The sequence below is a fragment of the Tepidimicrobium xylanilyticum genome (genome assembly GCF_900106765.1).
Classification (GTDB): Bacteria; Bacillota; Clostridia; order Tissierellales; family Tepidimicrobiaceae; genus Tepidimicrobium; species Tepidimicrobium xylanilyticum.
Genome location: NZ_FNNG01000011.1, coordinates 1 through 17,620, shown reverse-complemented (window position 1 = coordinate 17,620; position 17,620 = coordinate 1). Strand labels below are relative to the sequence as shown.

Below are 17,620 nucleotides of genomic sequence, written 5' to 3'. Positions count from 1 at the left end.
GAAAGGATGAATATATAATATGTATTTTTCCAGAAGGGAACAGGTAATTATAATATTCATCATAATTCTAATCTTTCTGATATCCATATTCAATTATATAAGTAATAATCTATTAGCGGAGAGGGATATAAATTCAGAAGAAGTGGAGGAAATATTAAAGGAGATGGAAGAAACTGACAATGATGAAGCGGGGTATATTATAGTCCATGTAAGCGGTGAGGTTTATAACCCGGGAATAGTTGAGCTAAAGGCAGGTTCAAGAGTAATTGATGCAATTAATTTGGCGGGAGGATTGAAAAAAGATGCAGACTCGGATAAAATAAACTTAGCCAGGAAGTTATCAGATGAAGAGAAAATACATGTACCCAAAATAGGGGAAGATATATCTGCAGATCTTTCCAGTTCTTATTTAACTAGCAGTGGCGAAGGGAAGATAAATATCAATATCTGTACCAAGGAAGAACTAATTTCTTTACCGGGAGTAGGAGAGGCTTTAGCAGAAAGGATTATAGAGTACAGAAAACATTCTCCTTTTAAAACTATAGAGGAGATTATGAACGTATCTGGCATAGGTAGTAAAAAGTTTGAAAGCATAAAGGATTTGATTACAGTTAAATAAAGGAGTGAAATAGATGGAGAAAAAATTGACTCAATTGTCGAGAACATCAGGGTGAGCAGCCAAAATCGGTCCCGATATATTAGCACAGGTCTTGTGCCAACTACCTAAAACTGTAGATGATAGTTTGATAGTAGGGTTAGATACTGCTGATGATGCAGCAGTTTATAGGATAAATGATGAATTAGCTTTAATCCAAACATTGGATTTCTTCACCCCTATAGTAGATGACCCGTATTTATTTGGGCAAATTGCAGCAGCTAATTCATTGAGTGATGTCTATGCCATGGGTGGAGAGCCAAAACTTGCAATGAACATAGTAGGCTTTCCTAACTGTTTAAGCCCCGATGTATTAGTTCAGATTTTAAAAGGAGGACATGACAAGGTAAAGGAAGCTGGGGCTATACTAGTAGGAGGGCATACGGTGGAGGATGAAGAACCAAAATATGGTTTATCAGTTGCTGGATTTGTAGATCCAAGAAAGGTTTTAACCAATAGCAATGCAAAACCTGAGGATTTATTGATTTTGACAAAGCCAATAGGTGTAGGAATTGTTAATACCGCCATAAAAGGAGATTTAGTTGATAAGGAGGCTTATGAGGAGGCCATTTTAACTATGAGCACCTTAAATAAATATGCAAAGGAAGCAATGGATAAGGTAAAGGTTAATAGCGTAACGGATATTACAGGCTTTGGATTATTAGGGCATAGTTTAGAAATGGCTCAGGGAAGTGAAGTTACCATAAAAATAGACCATAAAAAAGTGCCTATAATAGAAAAGGCAATAGAATATGCACAAATGGGATTGGTACCAGCAGGAGCTTATTCCAACAGGAAGCATGTTGGAGATAATGTAAAGTTTGTTGGTGATATTCCAGAAGAAATTAAAGATATACTATACGACCCTCAAACGTCTGGTGGGTTACTTATAAGCTTACCAGAAATTGAAGCAGAAAAGCTGTTAAAGGGATTAGAAAATATTAACACCAAATATGGAATTATTGGAAGGGTAGTAGAAAAGGAAGATTGTTATTTAATAGTAGAATAAAGAGAGGGATAATATGCAGAAAGAAAAAAACTTATTTAAACTAATACCTAAAGTAGATGAGATACTAGAAAATAAGAATATTAAAAAGCTTATAGAAGCAATGCCAAGGAAAATAGTGGTTGACTCCATTAGGGAGGAAATAGATTTATTAAGACAGAGTATAAAGGAGAAATCCTTAGAGGAAGATCAGATTATTAATAGGATTGATAGCCTGATAAAACTTGTAGAAATAAGAGCAAAGAAAAAAAACTCCTTTAAGTTGAGAAGGGTGATAAATGGAACGGGGGTAGTAATCCATACCAATATTGGTAGATCATTAATTAGCGAAGAGGTTATGGAAAATGTTAAGGAAATAGCTATTAACTACTCCAATTTGGAATATGATTTAGAAAGAGGAGAAAGAGGAGAAAGATATAGCCATCTAAGGGATATAATCGTAGAAATAACCGGGGCAGAAGATGCAATGGTAGTTAACAACAATGCAGCAGCAGTGCTATTAGTTTTAAGTAGCCTTGCTAAAGGGAAAGAGGTAATAGTATCTAGAGGTGAATTAATCGAAATAGGTGGTTCTTTTAGAATCCCTGATGTTATGGAGCAGAGTGGTGCTATTTTAAAATCGGTAGGTACTACCAATAAAACCCATATGTGGGATTATGAGAATGCGATTAACGAGGAAACTGGAGCTTTATTGAAAGTTCATACTAGTAACTATAGGATATTAGGATTTACCTCTTCTGTTTCTGCAGAGGAATTATATGCTCTTAAGATAAAATATAATCTACCCTTAATTGAGGATTTAGGTAGTGGAGTTCTTATAGACTTAACTAAATTTGGATTGGAGTACGAGCCTACAGTTCAGGATTCCATTAAAAATGGCGTAGATATTGTAACCTTTAGTGGCGATAAGTTGCTTGGAGGTCCTCAAGCGGGTATTATAGTAGGAAAGAAAGAGTATATAGATATTATGAAAAAAAATCCTTTGACGAGGGCTTTTAGAGTCGATAAATTTACTTTATCAGCCTTAGAAGCTACCTTAAAACTATATTTAGATGAAAGTACAGTAGTAGAAAAAATCCCAACTTTGAAAATGCTTTCCATGAGTTTGGATGAGTTGGAGAAAAAAGCTAGTAGATTATATAATAGTATTGTGGAAAATGTAGACTACAGTAACTATAATATAGAGATAGTAGATAATTATTCTGAAGTAGGTGGAGGCTCCTTGCCTTTAGAAAGAATTCCTACTAAATGTATTATGGTTAGCTTAAGAGAAAACAGCATTATCGATTTAGAAAAGGCTTTAAGAGAATACGAGATTCCAATTATAACAAGGGTATATAAGGACCATTTATTCATAGATTTGAGGACTGTAAGGGATGAGGAATTGGATATTGTAGCAGATGGATTATCCTATGGATTTAATAAATTGAAAGGGTGCATCAAATGAAGCATATAATAATTGGAACTGCTGGTCATATTGACCACGGAAAGACTACTCTCATAAAAGCTCTAACAGGGCGAGATACGGATAGGTTGAAGGAAGAAAAGGATAGGGGTATTTCCATTGAATTGGGATTTACCTATTTTGACCTACCCAGTGGTAGAAGGGCGGGGATTATCGATGTTCCAGGACATGAAAGATTCATTAAGAATATGCTAGCTGGAGTAACGGGTATGGATATAGTACTACTAGTAGTAGCAGCAGATGAAGGGGTTATGCCTCAAACTAAGGAGCATATAGCCATAATAGACCTATTAGGGATTGAGAAAGGATTTGTGGTATTAACCAAATCCGATTTAGTAGATTCAGAATGGTTAGAATTGGTTAAAGAAGATATAAAAAATGAGGTTAAGGGAAGTTTTTTGGAAAATGCCCCAATAGTCCCAGTATCTTCTGTTAAAAAAACCGGCTTAGACAAAGTTATTGAGCTGATAGATGAATTGGCTTTAGAGTTAGAAGATAGGGAAACGGATGATACTCCCAGACTACCTGTAGATAGAGTCTTTTCCATTGCAGGCTTTGGAACGGTAGTAACTGGGACTCTGTTATCTGGGAAATTTCGGCTCGGAGATGAAGTGCAGATTTTCCCTGGAAATAAATTAGCTAGAATAAGAAATTTACAGGTTCATGAACAAGATACAGATATTGCTTATGCTGGACAGAGGGTGGCAATCAATATGGCAGGGATAAAAAAGGAAGAAGTTGAAAGAGGAGATGTTATTGCCCCTAAAGATTCTATGAAGGATACATTGATGCTGGATGTAAAGGTAAGGCTAATTAAAGATATAAACAGGCCTATAATGAATAGGACTAGGCTTAGGCTATATATAGGAACTAAGGAAATTCTATGCAGAATAGTGCTCCTAGATAAAGAAGTATTGAACCCGGGAGAGGAAGCTTATGCTCAATTAAGGTTGGAAGAAAAAACAGTGGCTAAAAGAGGAGATAGATTCATTCTAAGATTTTATTCTCCTATGTTCACCATAGGAGGAGGACAGGTGTTAGAACCTAATCCAACCAAAAAGCAACCCTTTGACGAGAAGGCATTAGAAGAGCTTAGAATTAAGGAAGCAGGTAAGTCTATAGATATAATTGAAAGGATAGTACTGGATAAAAGTCAACATTTCCCTACAATTAGGGAGATATCTACAAATACTGCCATGTTAGAGGAAAAGGTAAAGGAAGATATAGATAGATTAATAGAATCTGAAAAGATAATTCCTTTTAAACTAACAAAGGACATCCATGTAATTCATGTAGAATATTTCAATATGTTAACTGAAAAGATAATAAAAGAAATGGAAATCTATCATGAAAGATATCCTTTGAGAATAGGGATTCCCAAAGAAGAGATGAGGAGTAGATTATTAAGTAAAGCACCAAACCGAGTAGGAGAGTTGTTTTTAGATCGATTAATTGAAATGGGGTTAATAGAGCAGAAAAGAGAGAACATTTTTAAGAAAGGCTTTAAAGTGGAATACAAAGACTATCAGATAAAGATCAAGAATAAAATAATTGAATCTTTTAAAGAAAAAGCTTTTTTACCTCCGAGAAAAGAAGAATTAATAAATATAGACCCTAATTCTAATGAGGTAGAGGAAGTAATAAATAATTTAGTTAGTATGGGAGAAATAGTAAAATTAAATGAGGAAGTCTATATCCATCAAGCTGCTTTCGAAGAGGCTATTAAACTAGCAAAGAACTATATTAAGGAAAACGGCTCTATTACTGTAGCTCAATATAGGGATGTATTAAATACCAATAGAAAAGTTGCACTGTCATTACTTGAATATTTTGACCAACTAAAAATAACCAAAAGGGATGGAGATAAAAGAATGCTTGTTGGGAATACCAGGTGATTACCTTTGTTTTGGAGTGAGAACGATGAGCACTAGAGTTATAGTTATTAATAGGGACAAACTATTATTTAAGGGGTTAAAATATAGTTTGGAACAAGATAATTACATTGTGGAATCCGCTTTCACTGTTAAGGAGAGCAAGGATAAGATAAAGAAGAAGGACTATGGCTTAGTAATATTGGATTTAGTACTTCCAGATGGAAATGGATTGAATCTTTGTCAAACCATTAGAGAAAACTCTCAAGTACCTATAATAGTTCTAACGGAAAAACAAGATGATGTAAATAAAATACTGGCCTTAGAATATGGTGCTGACGATTATATAACAAAGCCTATCAATATTTTAATACTAAAGGCTAAAATCAAAGCAATCCTTAGAAGAGCAAATATGAAGAATTTTCATTTTGAAAACCAAATAGTCAAGATAGATGATTTTATAATAAATACACTGGGTAGACGGCTGACCAAAGGGGATGCAAGCATTACATTAACAGGAAAGGAATTTGATCTTTTTTACTTACTGGTTTCCAATCCAGGAAAGGTATTTACTAGAGAGGAATTGTTGGAAACCATTTGGGGATATGAATATTTTGGAGACTTGAGAACAGTAGACGTTCATATAAGGCGCTTGAGGGAAAAAATAGAGGAGGATCCTAACAATTTGCAATACATTCATACCAAATGGGGTGTTGGATATTATTTCAAAAGCAAAAAGGCAAATGCCGCTGTAGAGTAGCTTTTCATGTTTATGAATCAAAACAAAATTAAGAAAACATAATAATTGATGGAGTAGAGATTAGAAACCTTACAAAATGAATATGTTTGAAAAAACAGATTTATAACTTTTATAGATGATGCCAATTAATTATATCATCTGAATGCCCTATGATGATATTTGAACCAGTTTATTATAGAAGATGAATAAAGTATAAATGAGTTAAATTATAGACAATTAAAAATAAAGAATCTAAATATCCGTTCCTAATATAGGAGCGGTTTTTTATCTGCTTTCTAAGTATATTATTAATAAGTAATTAAAATTAGAGTTAGTAATTGCAGTAAAGCAAATGAGACCTGATTATCCATTCATATTCTCAGAAGTCTTTAAAATACAAAGCAAGAGAAAATGTTTAAATTAAGAACAATGTTGCTTATGTTGTAACAGATGTAGCGTTTGAAGTGTATGAAATAGTAACCGTACTTCCTGCGGACCAATCATAAAATATATTAGATTTAACAGGCCAGAATATTGATAAAATGAACTTAAAGATATAGAAATTGGGTTTTATCTTAAAGCGGGTTACTAATATGTCTTGAAAGTAGAATAGAAAGTTAACTTTAAAATAGTTTCAATTTAATTTGTAATAGTTTGCTTGAAAAAATAATGTAAAAGGTCATTGTACTATAATAAGCCTTGGACCTAATTTAAAGATACAATGACCTAGTAAAAATATTGGAATGTTAAAACTAAAATTAGGTTTATACTAAATAATTTAATATTTCATATCGGGTTGAAGTAATTTAGAAATATTTAAGTACAAAATTTATGACTGTTTCAGAAAAATGCAGTACTATGCTATTAAAGATATTAGTGAGTTTTGTCCCAAATAAGTGGATTAGTCGAATGGCTTGTTTACGAATTGCTTTTAGATTATATGATAATAAAGATTTAATCAACCATTTTTTCTAAAATAGTTGCTAATTCATACAGTAACCTGTAAGGGAATTCTTCTGGGTCAAACTGAAGAAGCTCTATTATTTTATTCTTTCTTTGCAAAACTGTATTACGATGTATGAACAACTTTTCAGCAACTAATGATGTTTTGAAGTTACAATTAATTAGTGCTTTTAAAGTCAGTGTTAATGCTGAATTATTCTCAGCATCATACCTTTCCAAAGGTTCAAACAACTTTTTAATAGCTGAAGATGCTTGTCTTGTATCAATACCTTCAAATAATAATGAAAGTATTTCAACTATTTGGAAATTTGTACAATGCGATTTATTAAAAAGTGCATTACCAATTTTTATTGCTAAAAGAGATTCATGATAACTATTCTTTATTTTTGATATAGATGTTTGATAATTGCCAATACCAATAGCTACTGGAGCATTAAAATATATTTGAATTGAGTTAATCAACCTATTTCCTAATCTTTGGGCATAAGTTATAGTTTTAGTATCATTACCACAATCGTTGATAAGAATAATAATTTTATTGTTTAAAGTCATAATGTAGTTAATAGATTTTTCTGTCTTAATTTTTTCTATAACATAATTGTATATTTCATTTATTTTTGCTTGCAAATCAAAATTATTAATTTTATTACTGTGGATATATGATTTAAATATTTCTATGGTTAAAATCAAAGAGATTCTTGACACATTTAAATTCATAGTAGATGCTTTTTGCATTGCCTGTATTTCGTTACTAAAATTCCATTGGATTAAATCAGTATAATAATTTAAAATAACTGAAGATCTAAGTTCATTAAGTCTAATATTCTCTATTACAGCTAATCCACAGGCATATTTACTTTCAGCAATCTTCATCATATCAATATTTTTTAAATTAGATACATTAAGGATAGCAATAGTTCCATAATATTTTGTATTTATTATTACTGGAACAAGTAAAATGGAAATTCCAGTTAGTTGAGAAGTTATTATTATGTATTCATTTTTATCAATAAAACGATTAACATTAGTTAAGATAGATTCTTTAATCTCATTGATCAATTTTTCAGATATTTGATTGTTTCCTGTAGTTAAACATTCGTTTTTTATGTTAAAGAATAGAACAGATTTATTTAGTGATTTACTTAATGAATAAATAATGTGGTCAATATTTTTATTATCTAGTAATATATTTGCCATTTTATGAATTGTTTCTAAATCGTAATTGATACCCTGCTTTTTTTTATTCAATATAGCATCTGTGATTGGGGTTATTATATCAATATAAGCTATATGTTCAGGAACTATGATAACTGGGAAATTAATCTTGTTAGCAAGCTGGATTAGTTTTTGGGGAACTGATTTTAACCAATGTCCAATATGACAAAGTACAAGTCCACTGCAATTAGATTTGTTTAAATTATTTAGTACTTCTAATTGGCTTTCTACATCATTGGCAATAGTATAGAAAGCAGATATTTGGAGTTCCCCTCCCTTAAACCATTTGGTTTCTTTTGGTATTTCAAGCACACTAACGCTTGTTACTTCTCTATCTAATCCATTTTTACCTGCTATTACTTGCCCAAGAGTTAAAGGCCATATTTTTAAAGCTTCTTTAACTGTAATTCCCATAATATTCCTCCTATTTATATTTTGGCTTTTCACTATGTCTGAATGCACATTTTTACATAATATATATGTGTTCATCTACACTTTATTATATAATATAATTTTTAACAAAGAAAGAAAAATCAAATAATTTGTAAAATAGAGTCGAATATAGTAAAGTGTTTCATTAATGTAAAATTTCACATAATTTTAATTATCATAGAATTATTAGCATGGATAAGTGGGGAGGTGATATTAATGAATAGCATTAAAATCTTAAATTTGCTACCAGTTATATATACTGAAGGATTAGAAAGTGAAACAAATGACCGCATTAAGCTTAGAGATGAAATATTAAAAGAAACTAATAATTTAGTAACTTTGGATACTGTGTTCATAGAAAAAGGATTTGCTTCTCTTGAGGGGAGTTATGATGTAGGAATGACAGTACCACATATAATAGAAAAAGCTAAATGGGGGCAGGAAAACGGTTACGATGCAATTATTTTAGATTGTTTTTTAGACCCGGGACTCGATGAATGCAGAGAAGTGCTTAATATACCAGTATTTGGTGCATGTCAATCAGCTTGTTCTTTAGCAATCCGATTAGGAGGTGAGTTTTCAGTAATAGGCATATTGGATGAAATGGATCGATGTATAAAACAAAATTTAGCAAAGTATGGGATGATTAGTAGATTGAGGTCAATACCTGTGTTAGATGTACAGGTGCTGAATATACAATACAATAGCGAAGAGATAGTTAATAAAGTAGCTGAAATAGGTGTAAAAATTGTAAAGGAAGATAAAGGAAAGGTAATAGTGTTAGGATGTACGGGATTAGCACCATTAGTTAAATCAATGCAAAATAAACTTAATAAGAATAATATTAATGTTCCAATAATTGAACCTTTTAGAGCAGCTTTATTTGATGCTATCTCCTGTGTTTTGATGGGAGTATCTCACAGCAAAGAAGCTTACAAACCGATTAGAAAAAAATTTAACAACTTAGATTGTTAAATTTATCAATTGAAAAGGAAGTTATAACTAATAGTTATAACAAATCAAATTAATAAAAAGGAGGAAAAATTATGTCAACAAAAAAACTAACTACTAGAGAAGAAGTTGAAGATTTTGTAAGAGGGTGTACATTCTTTGGAACAGGTGGAGGAGGATTGCCAAGCAATGGCATTGATTCGCTTATGTCTGAAATAGAAAAAGGAAATGAAGTTGGCTGGGTAGATATAAGTGAAATCGATGATGATGCAATTACAGTATGTCCATTTTTAATGGGTTCTATTGCACCTCATACACCAGAAGTAATCAAAGAAATGGAAGGGTTTGGATTAACTAATCCAGTAAATAAAGAAAAAGAAAGACTAGCAAAAGCAGTGGCAGAATTAGCAAAATACATGGGTGTAAAAGTAAGTGCAGTAGTTCCAATTGAATTAGGTGGTGCAAATACCCCCGGACCTTTAGCTGCAGGAATTCTTAATGGGATACCATGTGTAGATGGAGATTACACTGGCAGAGCAATTCCTGAAATTTTACAGACCACACCTTATATTGCAGGTAAGAAATTATGGCCTGTTGCTTCTGTTGATGAGTTTGGTAATGTATGTTTTATAGATCAAGCAATTAACTATCGTATGGTAGAAAGAATTGGGAAATTAATTGCTTCTGGTGCATATGGTTTAGCTGGACAAGCTGGTTTTTTAATGACAGGTAAGGAAATGAAAGAAACAATAATACCAGGCACATTGACAGAATCTTACGAAGTAGGAAAGATGATTAGAGAAGCCAGGGAAAGCAATTTAAATCCAGTAGAAGAAATAGTTAATAAATTAGATGGATATCTTTTAGCTAAGGGAGTTGTAACAAATAAAGAAACAAAGGATGAGCTAGGATATTATTGGGGAGTTCATACTATTGCTGGAAGAGAAGAATTTGAAGGCAATACATATAAAATATGGTTTAAGAACGAAAATCATGTAATGTGGGAAAATGATAAGCCTATTATTACAAGTCCTGATATGATTGTCGTAGTCAATTCAAAGACTGGAGAGCCTTATGCCAATCCTATTCTTGCTATTGGCGAAGAAGTTTCAGTAATAGGACTTAAAGCTAGAAAAGAATTCCAAAACGAAAAAGCAATTGGGGTTTTAGGACCTAGATATTTTGGTTTTGATTTTGACTATGTACCCATTGATGAAAGAATAAAAAATAAATAGTAGATAAAAACAGATTTTATGCCTTTGTAGTAAACTGCAAAGGCTCCCCCTTTTTCTTTTTTACTAATAGTTCAGAAAGGAGTTATAATGAATGGTCAATTATATTATCAAGAGGTTAGTACTGAGCATATTAGTAATATTTGGTGTATCAATATTGATATTCACTATTTCGAGAATAATTCCAGGAGATCCTGCTAGATTGGCCCTAGGGCCTAGAGCTACAGCTGAGGCAGTAGAAGCATTGAGGAAGGAAATGAATCTTGACGAGCCCCTACTTAAACAGTATGTTTTATGGCTAAAAGATGTTTTGAATGGGGATTTAGGAAGATCTTTAACATCTAAAAGACCAGTTTCTATGGATATTAAACAGTTTTTACCAGCTACTATAGAATTAATGATTTTTGCAGCGTTATTAATGGTGATATTTGCTTTTTTGTTAGGAATTTTATCTGCAAAATATAAAAATTCACTATTTGATGGGATACTAAGAATTTTTACTTATACTGGTATCGCATTACCAGCATTTGTTGTTGCTACATTATTGCTTTTGTTATTTGGATTTATATGGGAAGGTGTAATACCTGTATTAGGACGTCTAAGTCCTGGAGTAGAACCTCCACCTCATATTACAGGATTATATGTATTAGATAGTATATTAAGTGGCAGGTTTTCTACTGCATGGGATGCCTTTTTGCATTTGCTTTTACCTGCAACTGCTTTATGCTTGGGAGGTATGGTACAAAACGCAAGGCTTCTACGCTCTTCATTAATAGATAACATGACCAAAGAGTATATTACTGTTTCAAAAAGTTTTGGATTACCTACTAATTTAATTATGCGTAAGTACTTGCTTAAACCATCATCTGTATCTGTTGTTACTGTTTTGGGAATGGATATAGCATCATTATGTGGTAATGCTTTCTTAGTTGAAAATATTTTTAATTGGCCAGGGTTATCACGTTATGGAATTAATTCAATGCTAACCAAGGATTTAAATTCTATAGTTGCTGTAGTTTTAATAATTGGTGTTATATTTTTGATAGCAAATTTTATAGTGGACCTTATTACTGCAGCTCTTGACCCAAGAATAAGATTGGGAGGCGAATAAACATGAAGAGTATAGGATTTAAACAATCAAGTAATGGAAGAGTTTTAAAAAAGACTGGTTTCTTAAAGCCATCTACAAGAGAAAATATGAAAATTTATTGGTACAAATTTTCACGAAACAAGTTATCTGTTACTGGTTTGATAATAGTATTAACATGTATTATACTTGCAATTTTTGCGGAGTATGTAACTCCATATCCTGAGCATTCAAGGGAGTTTGTTGATTTTGCAAATGCGAGGGTCGCCCCCAATTCTAGGTACTGGTTTGGGACAGATGTTTTTGGTAGAGATGTTTTTACAAGGGTTATCTTTTCCTTTAGAGGGGCATTAAAGATGCCTATTGTAGTTTTAGCTATTTCAGTTCCTATTGGTACATTAACTGGATTATTAGCAGGTTACTATAATGGTACATGGATATCAACAATTATAATGCGTATAACTGATATATTTGTATCTATACCACCATTAGTTTTAGCTTTATCCATTGCGTCCTTGTTAGAACCTAATATGACCAATTCAATGATAGCAGTAACAGTATCATGGTGGCCATGGTATACGAGATTGGTTTACGGGAATGCTGCATCAATAAAGAATGAGTATTTTGTGAAAAATGCAGAATTAATCGGAGCTTCAAAATTTCACATATTATTCAAAGAAATACTCCCAAATTGTTTATCACCTATATTTACTAAAATGGCGTTAGATGTAGGTTGGGTTATTCTTCAAGGAGCTTCCCTAAGTTTTGTAGGACTGGGAGAACAACCTCCAACACCAGACTTTGGCCAAATGATTTCAGACGGTGCAAAGTATATGCCAGATTTATGGTGGACAACTATTTTCCCAGCATTAGGAATCGTTTTTATAATACTTGGGTTTAACTTCTTAGGTGATGGGATTCGAGATATGCTTGACAAAGGGAGGTAATAGAGTGAACGATGATAGATTGCTTGATATTAAAAATCTTCAGATATGGTATAGGACATATCGAGGCTATGCCAAAGTTGTTAATGGTGTGAATCTATATGTTGGTAGAGGCGAAAAGATTGGGCTTGTAGGGGAATCTGGATGTGGGAAGACCACAACTATGAAATCAATTATGAGGTTACTAGAAAAAGAGATTGTACATATACCAGATGGAGGAGAAATATTATTTGAAGGCAAAAATATATTAAATCTTCCAGAACGTGAAATGCAGGATATAAGGAGAAGAAAGATTTCAATGATTTCTCAATCGCCCATGGCTGCTTTAAATCCAGTATTTAAAATTGGTGAACAGATGGTAGATATTATAAAATATTCTGGGCTATTAGAGTCCAATAATAAAGAGGATATGATAGAAATTGCCAGAAATGCTATCAAAACTGTTATGATACCCGACCCTGATAGAATTCTAAATTCTTATCCTTATCAGCTTTCTGGTGGTATGAGACAACGCATATGTATTGCGATGTCTTTAATGACACCAAGAGACTTATTGATTGCAGATGAACCTGGTACAGCGTTAGATGTAACTATACAGGATCAAATATATAGATTATTAAATGAACTAGTTAAGGACAAGGGATGCTCTTTAATCATGGTTACACATTCTCTAGGAGTTGCAAGGGAATTAGTAGATAGAATATATGTTATGTATGCAGGGGATATTGTTGAGACATGTAAGACTAAGAATTTGTTTGATAATCCATTACATCCATACACTCAGGGATTATTAGATTGTATTCCAAGACTTACTGGGAGAGGACTTTCAGAAGGTATTTATGGATATATACCTGATTATCATGTTCCAACACCTGGTTGTCGATTCTATCCAAGATGTAAGGAAGCTATGGAAGTATGTAAAAACGAAAAGCCTCCGGTAATTGAAATGGAAAATGAGCATTACGTAGCTTGTTTCAAGTATGTTACTGAGAATTTCACATGATTAGTTAGGAGGGAGAATATGGAACAGGGATTTCTTGAAATCAAAGATTTAAAGATGTATTTTCCTATTAATAAAACTCAATATGTTCGTGCAGTAGATGGTGTAAATATTTCAATAAAGCAAGGGGAAGTACTAGGATTGGTAGGAGAATCAGGTTCAGGTAAAAGCACAATTGCTTATACGATTATGGGAATGTACAGACAGACTAGTGGTGAAATAATATTCAATGATGAAGTAATAACATCAAAAACAAAAGGTAGAAGTAAATCGTTTAGGAAAAATGCACAGATTGTATTTCAGGATCCTGGCTCATCTTTAAATGAACATCAAGATGTAAGGCAAATATTAAGTCTTCCATTAAAAGTACATAAGATAGTACCAAAAAATCAAATTGAAGATAAAATATTAGAGATTCTTGAAATGGTTCAGTTACCAAGTGATTTCATGTACAAGTCTCCAAATAGTATCGGTGGAGGAGAAAAACAGCTAGTTTCTATAGCAAGAGCCTTATGTGCTAATCCTAAATTTATTATACTTGATGAACCTACATCTTCACTTGATGTTTCGATACAAGCTAAGATTTTAAACATGTTAATGACTATCCAAAAAGAAAAGAAATTGACCTATTTATTTATAACTCATGATATGGGTGTGATGAGAAATGTTTCTTCGAGAGTAGCTATCATGTATCTAGGGAAAATCTGCGAGATTGCACCTACTGAGACATTCTATACATCTCCATTACATCCTTATACAAGGATGCTTCTTTCAGCTATACCCGTTGTATCAGAAGAAGAAGAGGCTTTAAAACCAAAAAAAATTATACCAACTGGTGAAATACCTTCACCGGTAAATGTTCCAGAAGGTTGTAGCTTTAATACTAGATGTTATGAAAAAAGGGACATTTGCATGTGTGAAGATCCACAAATGAAGGAAATTTCTCCTGGTCATTTTGTAAGATGCCACCTTTACTAATGTCAAAAATTATAAATAGGGGGGTGATTACTTGGATTTAAAGGATGTAATACTTAAGAGAAGGAGTATAAGGAGATACACAAATGAAGAGGTTTTTACTGATATACTTCTTGAAATTAGTAAGATAGCAATTAATGCTCCGAGTGCAAGTAACATGAAGGCATGGAAATTGGTAATTGTAAATGAAAAAGAAAAAATTGAGAAAATAAAACGTTTTTCGCCTGGGATGGGATTTACACCTCCTGCATTAATTGTTGTAGGAATTGACAAAGAAAAAGCAATTAAAAAAGCTGGGCCTATAGCTATTAAAGAATTTATTTATTATGATGCTGCGATAGTTTCGTATAATATTTGTCTATTGGCATTGGAATATGGTTTAGGTAGTTGTATATTAGCTTCTTTTAATAGGACAGCTATTGGAAAATTTGTGAATTTTCCCGAAGAGATTTACCCTATTCTTATGGTTGCTGTCGGTTATCCTTTAAAAGTTCCACAAGAAGTACAACTTGGCAATATGACTGATACAATATTTGTGCAAAGTTATGAAAGTAGGTGATTACCTAGTGGAAGTGTTATTACCAAAGAGTGTTATAGATGAACTAGATAAAGCAGTATGCTATATATTGACTAGTGCAAAAAGTTACGTTGATGAACCACGAAGTTATGTTCCTATGAGGTTGTTAGAAAGTGCAAGTATTATTTTAGATATTCTCAGTATTTATGATAACAAGTATTTATGGTTAAACGAAGAAATAAATAGAATTAAGTTGTTGCCCTTAGAGTCAGAAGCAGAATATTTAAGGGAAATAGACATAATATTGACAAGGTTAATAGAGAGCTATTAGAAAACTTTTAGCTGTTACTAACATAATAAAATGAATAAATTATAAAAATGAAAGGGGTTATGTAAATGAAAAAATGGGTATCTTTCATTTTAGTATTCATTATGGTTATGGCTTTGCTAGTTGGTTGTGGACGTGATAGTAAGGAAGAAACTGTTACAAGTTCTGAAAGTGATGATACTGCTTTACCAGCTGGTGAAAAGATTATTAGAATTACAGCTGACAGTACTCCGGTTATTGACCCTGCAATAGGAATAAGCAATTCAAGTTCGATTGCGTTTGTTAATTTATATGATACATTAGTATTTCCAACAGAAGATGGTGTTAAGCCATGGTTAGCTACTGATTGGGAAGTAAGTGATGATGGTACAGAATATACTTTTTATTTAAAGAAAGGAGTTAAATTCCATGATGGTTCAGAATTAACAGCATCTGATGTTGCATTTTCAGCAAAACGATTAATAACTATTGGTGAAGGGTTTGCCTATCTTTATAGCGATATAATAAAGGATGTAGTAGCAATTGACGACTATACTGTAAAATTTGTTCTAGATCATCCATTTGGTCCATTTGTAGATTCTTTATGTAGACTATACATTTTAAATGAGGATTTGGTTATGGAAAATATTATAGAGGGACCTTATGGAGAATATGGGGATTATGGTAGAGACTTTTTAATTACTAATGATGCTGGTTCAGGACCTTATATGGCCAAAGAATTGGTACAACAAGATTATTTTTATGCAGTTAAATTTGATGATTGGCATATGGGATGGGAAGAAAATGCTCCGGAGTCTTTCAAAATAATATATGGTACAGAACCATCAACTGTTCGTACGATGTTAGCTAATAAGCAACTAGAAATTAGTGATATGTGGCAGAGTACAGAAAGTCTTGAAGCTCTTTCCAAACTGGAAGGTATTGAAATTGTGCCATATTCAACAAGGTTAGTCCAAAATGTTTTCTATAATACAACACTTGCACCTACTGATGATGTTAATTTTAGAAAGGCATTAAGTTGTTTATTCGATTATGATATGTTAGTTAACGATGTATTTGTGGATTCAAAGATTAATTATGGACCTGTATCTTCGTATACTGCAGGTAGTATAAAAACTAATCAATATAAGTATGACTTAGAAAAAGCCAAAGAATATATTTTAAAGTCAAAATACGCTGATAACTATCAGGATTTTACAGTAGAATTTCTTGTCAATTCAGATGTTCAGGATATTGAAAAAGTTGCATTGGCTTTTCAAGCTGCAGCTAAACAAGTAGGAATTAATGTTGAGATAACAAAAGCTCCATGGGTGACTATACAAGAAAGAGTATCAAATCCAGAAAGTACTCCACATGTAACAACTATAAATTCCGGTCCACAATATAATGAAGCTGGAGCAACATTGGAAGCTGGTTTCCATAGCAAGACAGCAGGTACTTATGAAAATTGTCATTGGTATTTAAGTGATGAATTAGATTCTGAAATTGAAAACGCATTAGCTACAACAGATAAAGATGAGCGTTTTGCTAAATATGCAGAACTTCAGAATAAAATTGTTGATCAGATATGTCCATGTGCATGGATTGCTGATTTAACAGAAAGAGTTGCTTATCAGGCAACTTATATTGAGTGGCCTGCTGCTGAAGCTGCAAAATCTGGGGAACTAAAGGCGTATTTAATGGGATATCCATATTTCTTTCCTGATATGAGATATAAGTAATTAGTTAATATAATAGTATCCAAGAAAGAGGGTTATTATGGACTATAGTAATTTAGCAAAATTTGATTCAGAAGTAATGAAAATAATTGAATTGGAGGTAAATAGGCAACAGGATCACATTGAGTTAATTGCCTCTGAAAACTTTGTTTCAGCTTCTGTGATGGAAGCAATGGGGAGCCAGTTGACCAATAAATATGCTGAAGGATATCCAAGTAAGAGATATTACGGAGGCTGTGAATATGTGGATATGGTAGAGAATTTGGCCATTGAGAGGTTGAAAAAATTATTTGGTGCAGAGCATGCAAACGTTCAACCTCACTCTGGTTCTAATGCCAACCTAGGGGTGTATTTTGCAGTATTAAAACCTGGTGATAAGGTATTAGGCATGAATTTATCGCAAGGTGGGCACTTAACCCATGGCAGCCCAGTTAATATTTCAGGAACCTACTTTAACTTTATAGCTTATGGAGTAGATAAGGAAACTGAAGTTATAGATTATGATGAAGTTAGAAAGATAGC

Annotated in this window: 15 protein-coding genes and 1 pseudogene; 15 read left to right on the top strand and 1 reads right to left on the bottom strand. The window is 32.7% G+C overall.

Going from position 1 to position 17,620, the window contains the following annotated elements:
* Positions 1 to 19: 19 nt before the first annotated feature.
* The 5 genes from BLV68_RS11130 to BLV68_RS11110 are packed head-to-tail and all read left to right on the top strand — an operon-like array spanning position 20 to position 5,757.
* Positions 20 to 619, top strand: coding sequence for a helix-hairpin-helix domain-containing protein (locus BLV68_RS11130; protein WP_093753825.1), 600 nt, complete (start codon positions 20 to 22; stop codon positions 617 to 619).
* Positions 620 to 632: 13 nt separating this feature from the next.
* Entirely contained in the window at positions 633 to 1,664 is a 1,032-nt protein-coding gene (gene selD / locus BLV68_RS11125; RefSeq protein WP_093753823.1) for a selenide, water dikinase SelD, read from the top strand.
* Between the two features lie 13 nt (positions 1,665 to 1,677).
* Positions 1,678 to 3,108 (top strand): L-seryl-tRNA(Sec) selenium transferase, encoded by a 1,431-nt coding sequence (selA, locus tag BLV68_RS11120; RefSeq protein ID WP_093753821.1) that lies wholly within the window; start codon positions 1,678 to 1,680, stop codon positions 3,106 to 3,108.
* Positions 3,105 to 5,021, top strand: a complete 1,917-nt coding sequence (gene selB / locus BLV68_RS11115; RefSeq protein WP_093753819.1) for a selenocysteine-specific translation elongation factor — start codon at positions 3,105 to 3,107, stop codon at positions 5,019 to 5,021. The genes selA and selB overlap by 4 nt, the downstream gene beginning before the upstream one ends.
* 25 nt (positions 5,022 to 5,046) lie before the next feature.
* Complete coding sequence (locus BLV68_RS11110; RefSeq protein WP_093753817.1) at positions 5,047 to 5,757, top strand: response regulator transcription factor; 711 nt, start codon at positions 5,047 to 5,049, stop codon at positions 5,755 to 5,757.
* Between the two features lie 933 nt (positions 5,758 to 6,690).
* Here BLV68_RS11110 and BLV68_RS11105 read toward each other — a convergent pair.
* Entirely contained in the window at positions 6,691 to 8,328 is a 1,638-nt protein-coding gene (locus tag BLV68_RS11105) for a PucR family transcriptional regulator (protein ID WP_159428682.1), read from the bottom strand.
* Positions 8,329 to 8,562: 234 nt separating this feature from the next.
* Here BLV68_RS11105 and BLV68_RS11100 point away from each other — a divergent pair, with 234 nt between their 5' ends.
* The 10 genes and pseudogenes from BLV68_RS11100 to BLV68_RS11055 form a co-directional block, all read left to right on the top strand.
* Complete coding sequence (locus BLV68_RS11100; protein ID WP_093753813.1) at positions 8,563 to 9,321, top strand: aspartate/glutamate racemase family protein; 759 nt, start codon at positions 8,563 to 8,565, stop codon at positions 9,319 to 9,321.
* 71 nt (positions 9,322 to 9,392) lie between these two features.
* Entirely contained in the window at positions 9,393 to 10,532 is a 1,140-nt protein-coding gene (locus BLV68_RS11095) for a DUF917 domain-containing protein (RefSeq protein ID WP_093753811.1), read from the top strand.
* Positions 10,533 to 10,623: 91 nt separating this feature from the next.
* A complete protein-coding gene (locus BLV68_RS11090) occupies positions 10,624 to 11,640 on the top strand; it encodes an ABC transporter permease (protein ID WP_093753809.1) in 1,017 nt (338 codons plus the stop codon).
* A 2-nt stretch (positions 11,641 to 11,642) separates the two neighbouring features.
* Positions 11,643 to 12,563, top strand: coding sequence for an ABC transporter permease (locus BLV68_RS11085; protein ID WP_200773767.1), 921 nt, complete (start codon positions 11,643 to 11,645; stop codon positions 12,561 to 12,563).
* A gap of 4 nt (positions 12,564 to 12,567) precedes the next feature.
* Positions 12,568 to 13,563 (top strand): ABC transporter ATP-binding protein, encoded by a 996-nt coding sequence (locus BLV68_RS11080; RefSeq protein WP_200773766.1) that lies wholly within the window; start codon positions 12,568 to 12,570, stop codon positions 13,561 to 13,563.
* 18 nt (positions 13,564 to 13,581) lie between these two features.
* Positions 13,582 to 14,538: an ABC transporter ATP-binding protein gene (locus BLV68_RS11075; RefSeq protein ID WP_093753807.1), complete on the top strand. Its 957-nt coding sequence runs from the start codon at positions 13,582 to 13,584 to the stop codon at positions 14,536 to 14,538.
* A gap of 31 nt (positions 14,539 to 14,569) precedes the next feature.
* Positions 14,570 to 15,094 (top strand): nitroreductase family protein, encoded by a 525-nt coding sequence (locus BLV68_RS11070; RefSeq protein ID WP_093753805.1) that lies wholly within the window; start codon positions 14,570 to 14,572, stop codon positions 15,092 to 15,094.
* A 7-nt stretch (positions 15,095 to 15,101) separates the two neighbouring features.
* Entirely contained in the window at positions 15,102 to 15,383 is a 282-nt protein-coding gene (locus tag BLV68_RS11065; RefSeq protein WP_093753803.1) for a DUF6092 family protein, read from the top strand.
* 65 nt (positions 15,384 to 15,448) lie between these two features.
* Positions 15,449 to 17,101: an ABC transporter substrate-binding protein gene (locus BLV68_RS11060; RefSeq protein WP_093753801.1), complete on the top strand. Its 1,653-nt coding sequence runs from the start codon at positions 15,449 to 15,451 to the stop codon at positions 17,099 to 17,101.
* A 37-nt stretch (positions 17,102 to 17,138) separates the two neighbouring features.
* A pseudogene (locus BLV68_RS11055) lies at positions 17,139 to 17,620 on the top strand (serine hydroxymethyltransferase); the annotation flags it as partial.

What these genes read in the sequence shown, in the direction of transcription:
- BLV68_RS11075 (WP_093753807.1), top strand. Translation starts at nt 13,582, where the DNA reads ATGGAACAGGGATTTCTTGAAATCAAAGATTTAAAGATGTATTTTCCT.
- selB (WP_093753819.1), top strand. Translation starts at nt 3,105, where the DNA reads ATGAAGCATATAATAATTGGAACTGCTGGTCATATTGACCACGGAAAG.
- BLV68_RS11110 (WP_093753817.1), top strand. Translation starts at nt 5,047, where the DNA reads ATGAGCACTAGAGTTATAGTTATTAATAGGGACAAACTATTATTTAAG.
- BLV68_RS11105 (WP_159428682.1), bottom strand. Translation starts at nt 8,328, where the DNA reads ATGGGAATTACAGTTAAAGAAGCTTTAAAAATATGGCCTTTAACTCTT.
- BLV68_RS11085 (WP_200773767.1), top strand. Translation starts at nt 11,643, where the DNA reads ATGAAGAGTATAGGATTTAAACAATCAAGTAATGGAAGAGTTTTAAAA.
- BLV68_RS11090 (WP_093753809.1), top strand. Translation starts at nt 10,624, where the DNA reads ATGGTCAATTATATTATCAAGAGGTTAGTACTGAGCATATTAGTAATA.
- BLV68_RS11130 (WP_093753825.1), top strand. Translation starts at nt 20, where the DNA reads ATGTATTTTTCCAGAAGGGAACAGGTAATTATAATATTCATCATAATT.
- BLV68_RS11100 (WP_093753813.1), top strand. Translation starts at nt 8,563, where the DNA reads ATGAATAGCATTAAAATCTTAAATTTGCTACCAGTTATATATACTGAA.
- BLV68_RS11095 (WP_093753811.1), top strand. Translation starts at nt 9,393, where the DNA reads ATGTCAACAAAAAAACTAACTACTAGAGAAGAAGTTGAAGATTTTGTA.
- BLV68_RS11060 (WP_093753801.1), top strand. Translation starts at nt 15,449, where the DNA reads ATGAAAAAATGGGTATCTTTCATTTTAGTATTCATTATGGTTATGGCT.
- selA (WP_093753821.1), top strand. Translation starts at nt 1,678, where the DNA reads ATGCAGAAAGAAAAAAACTTATTTAAACTAATACCTAAAGTAGATGAG.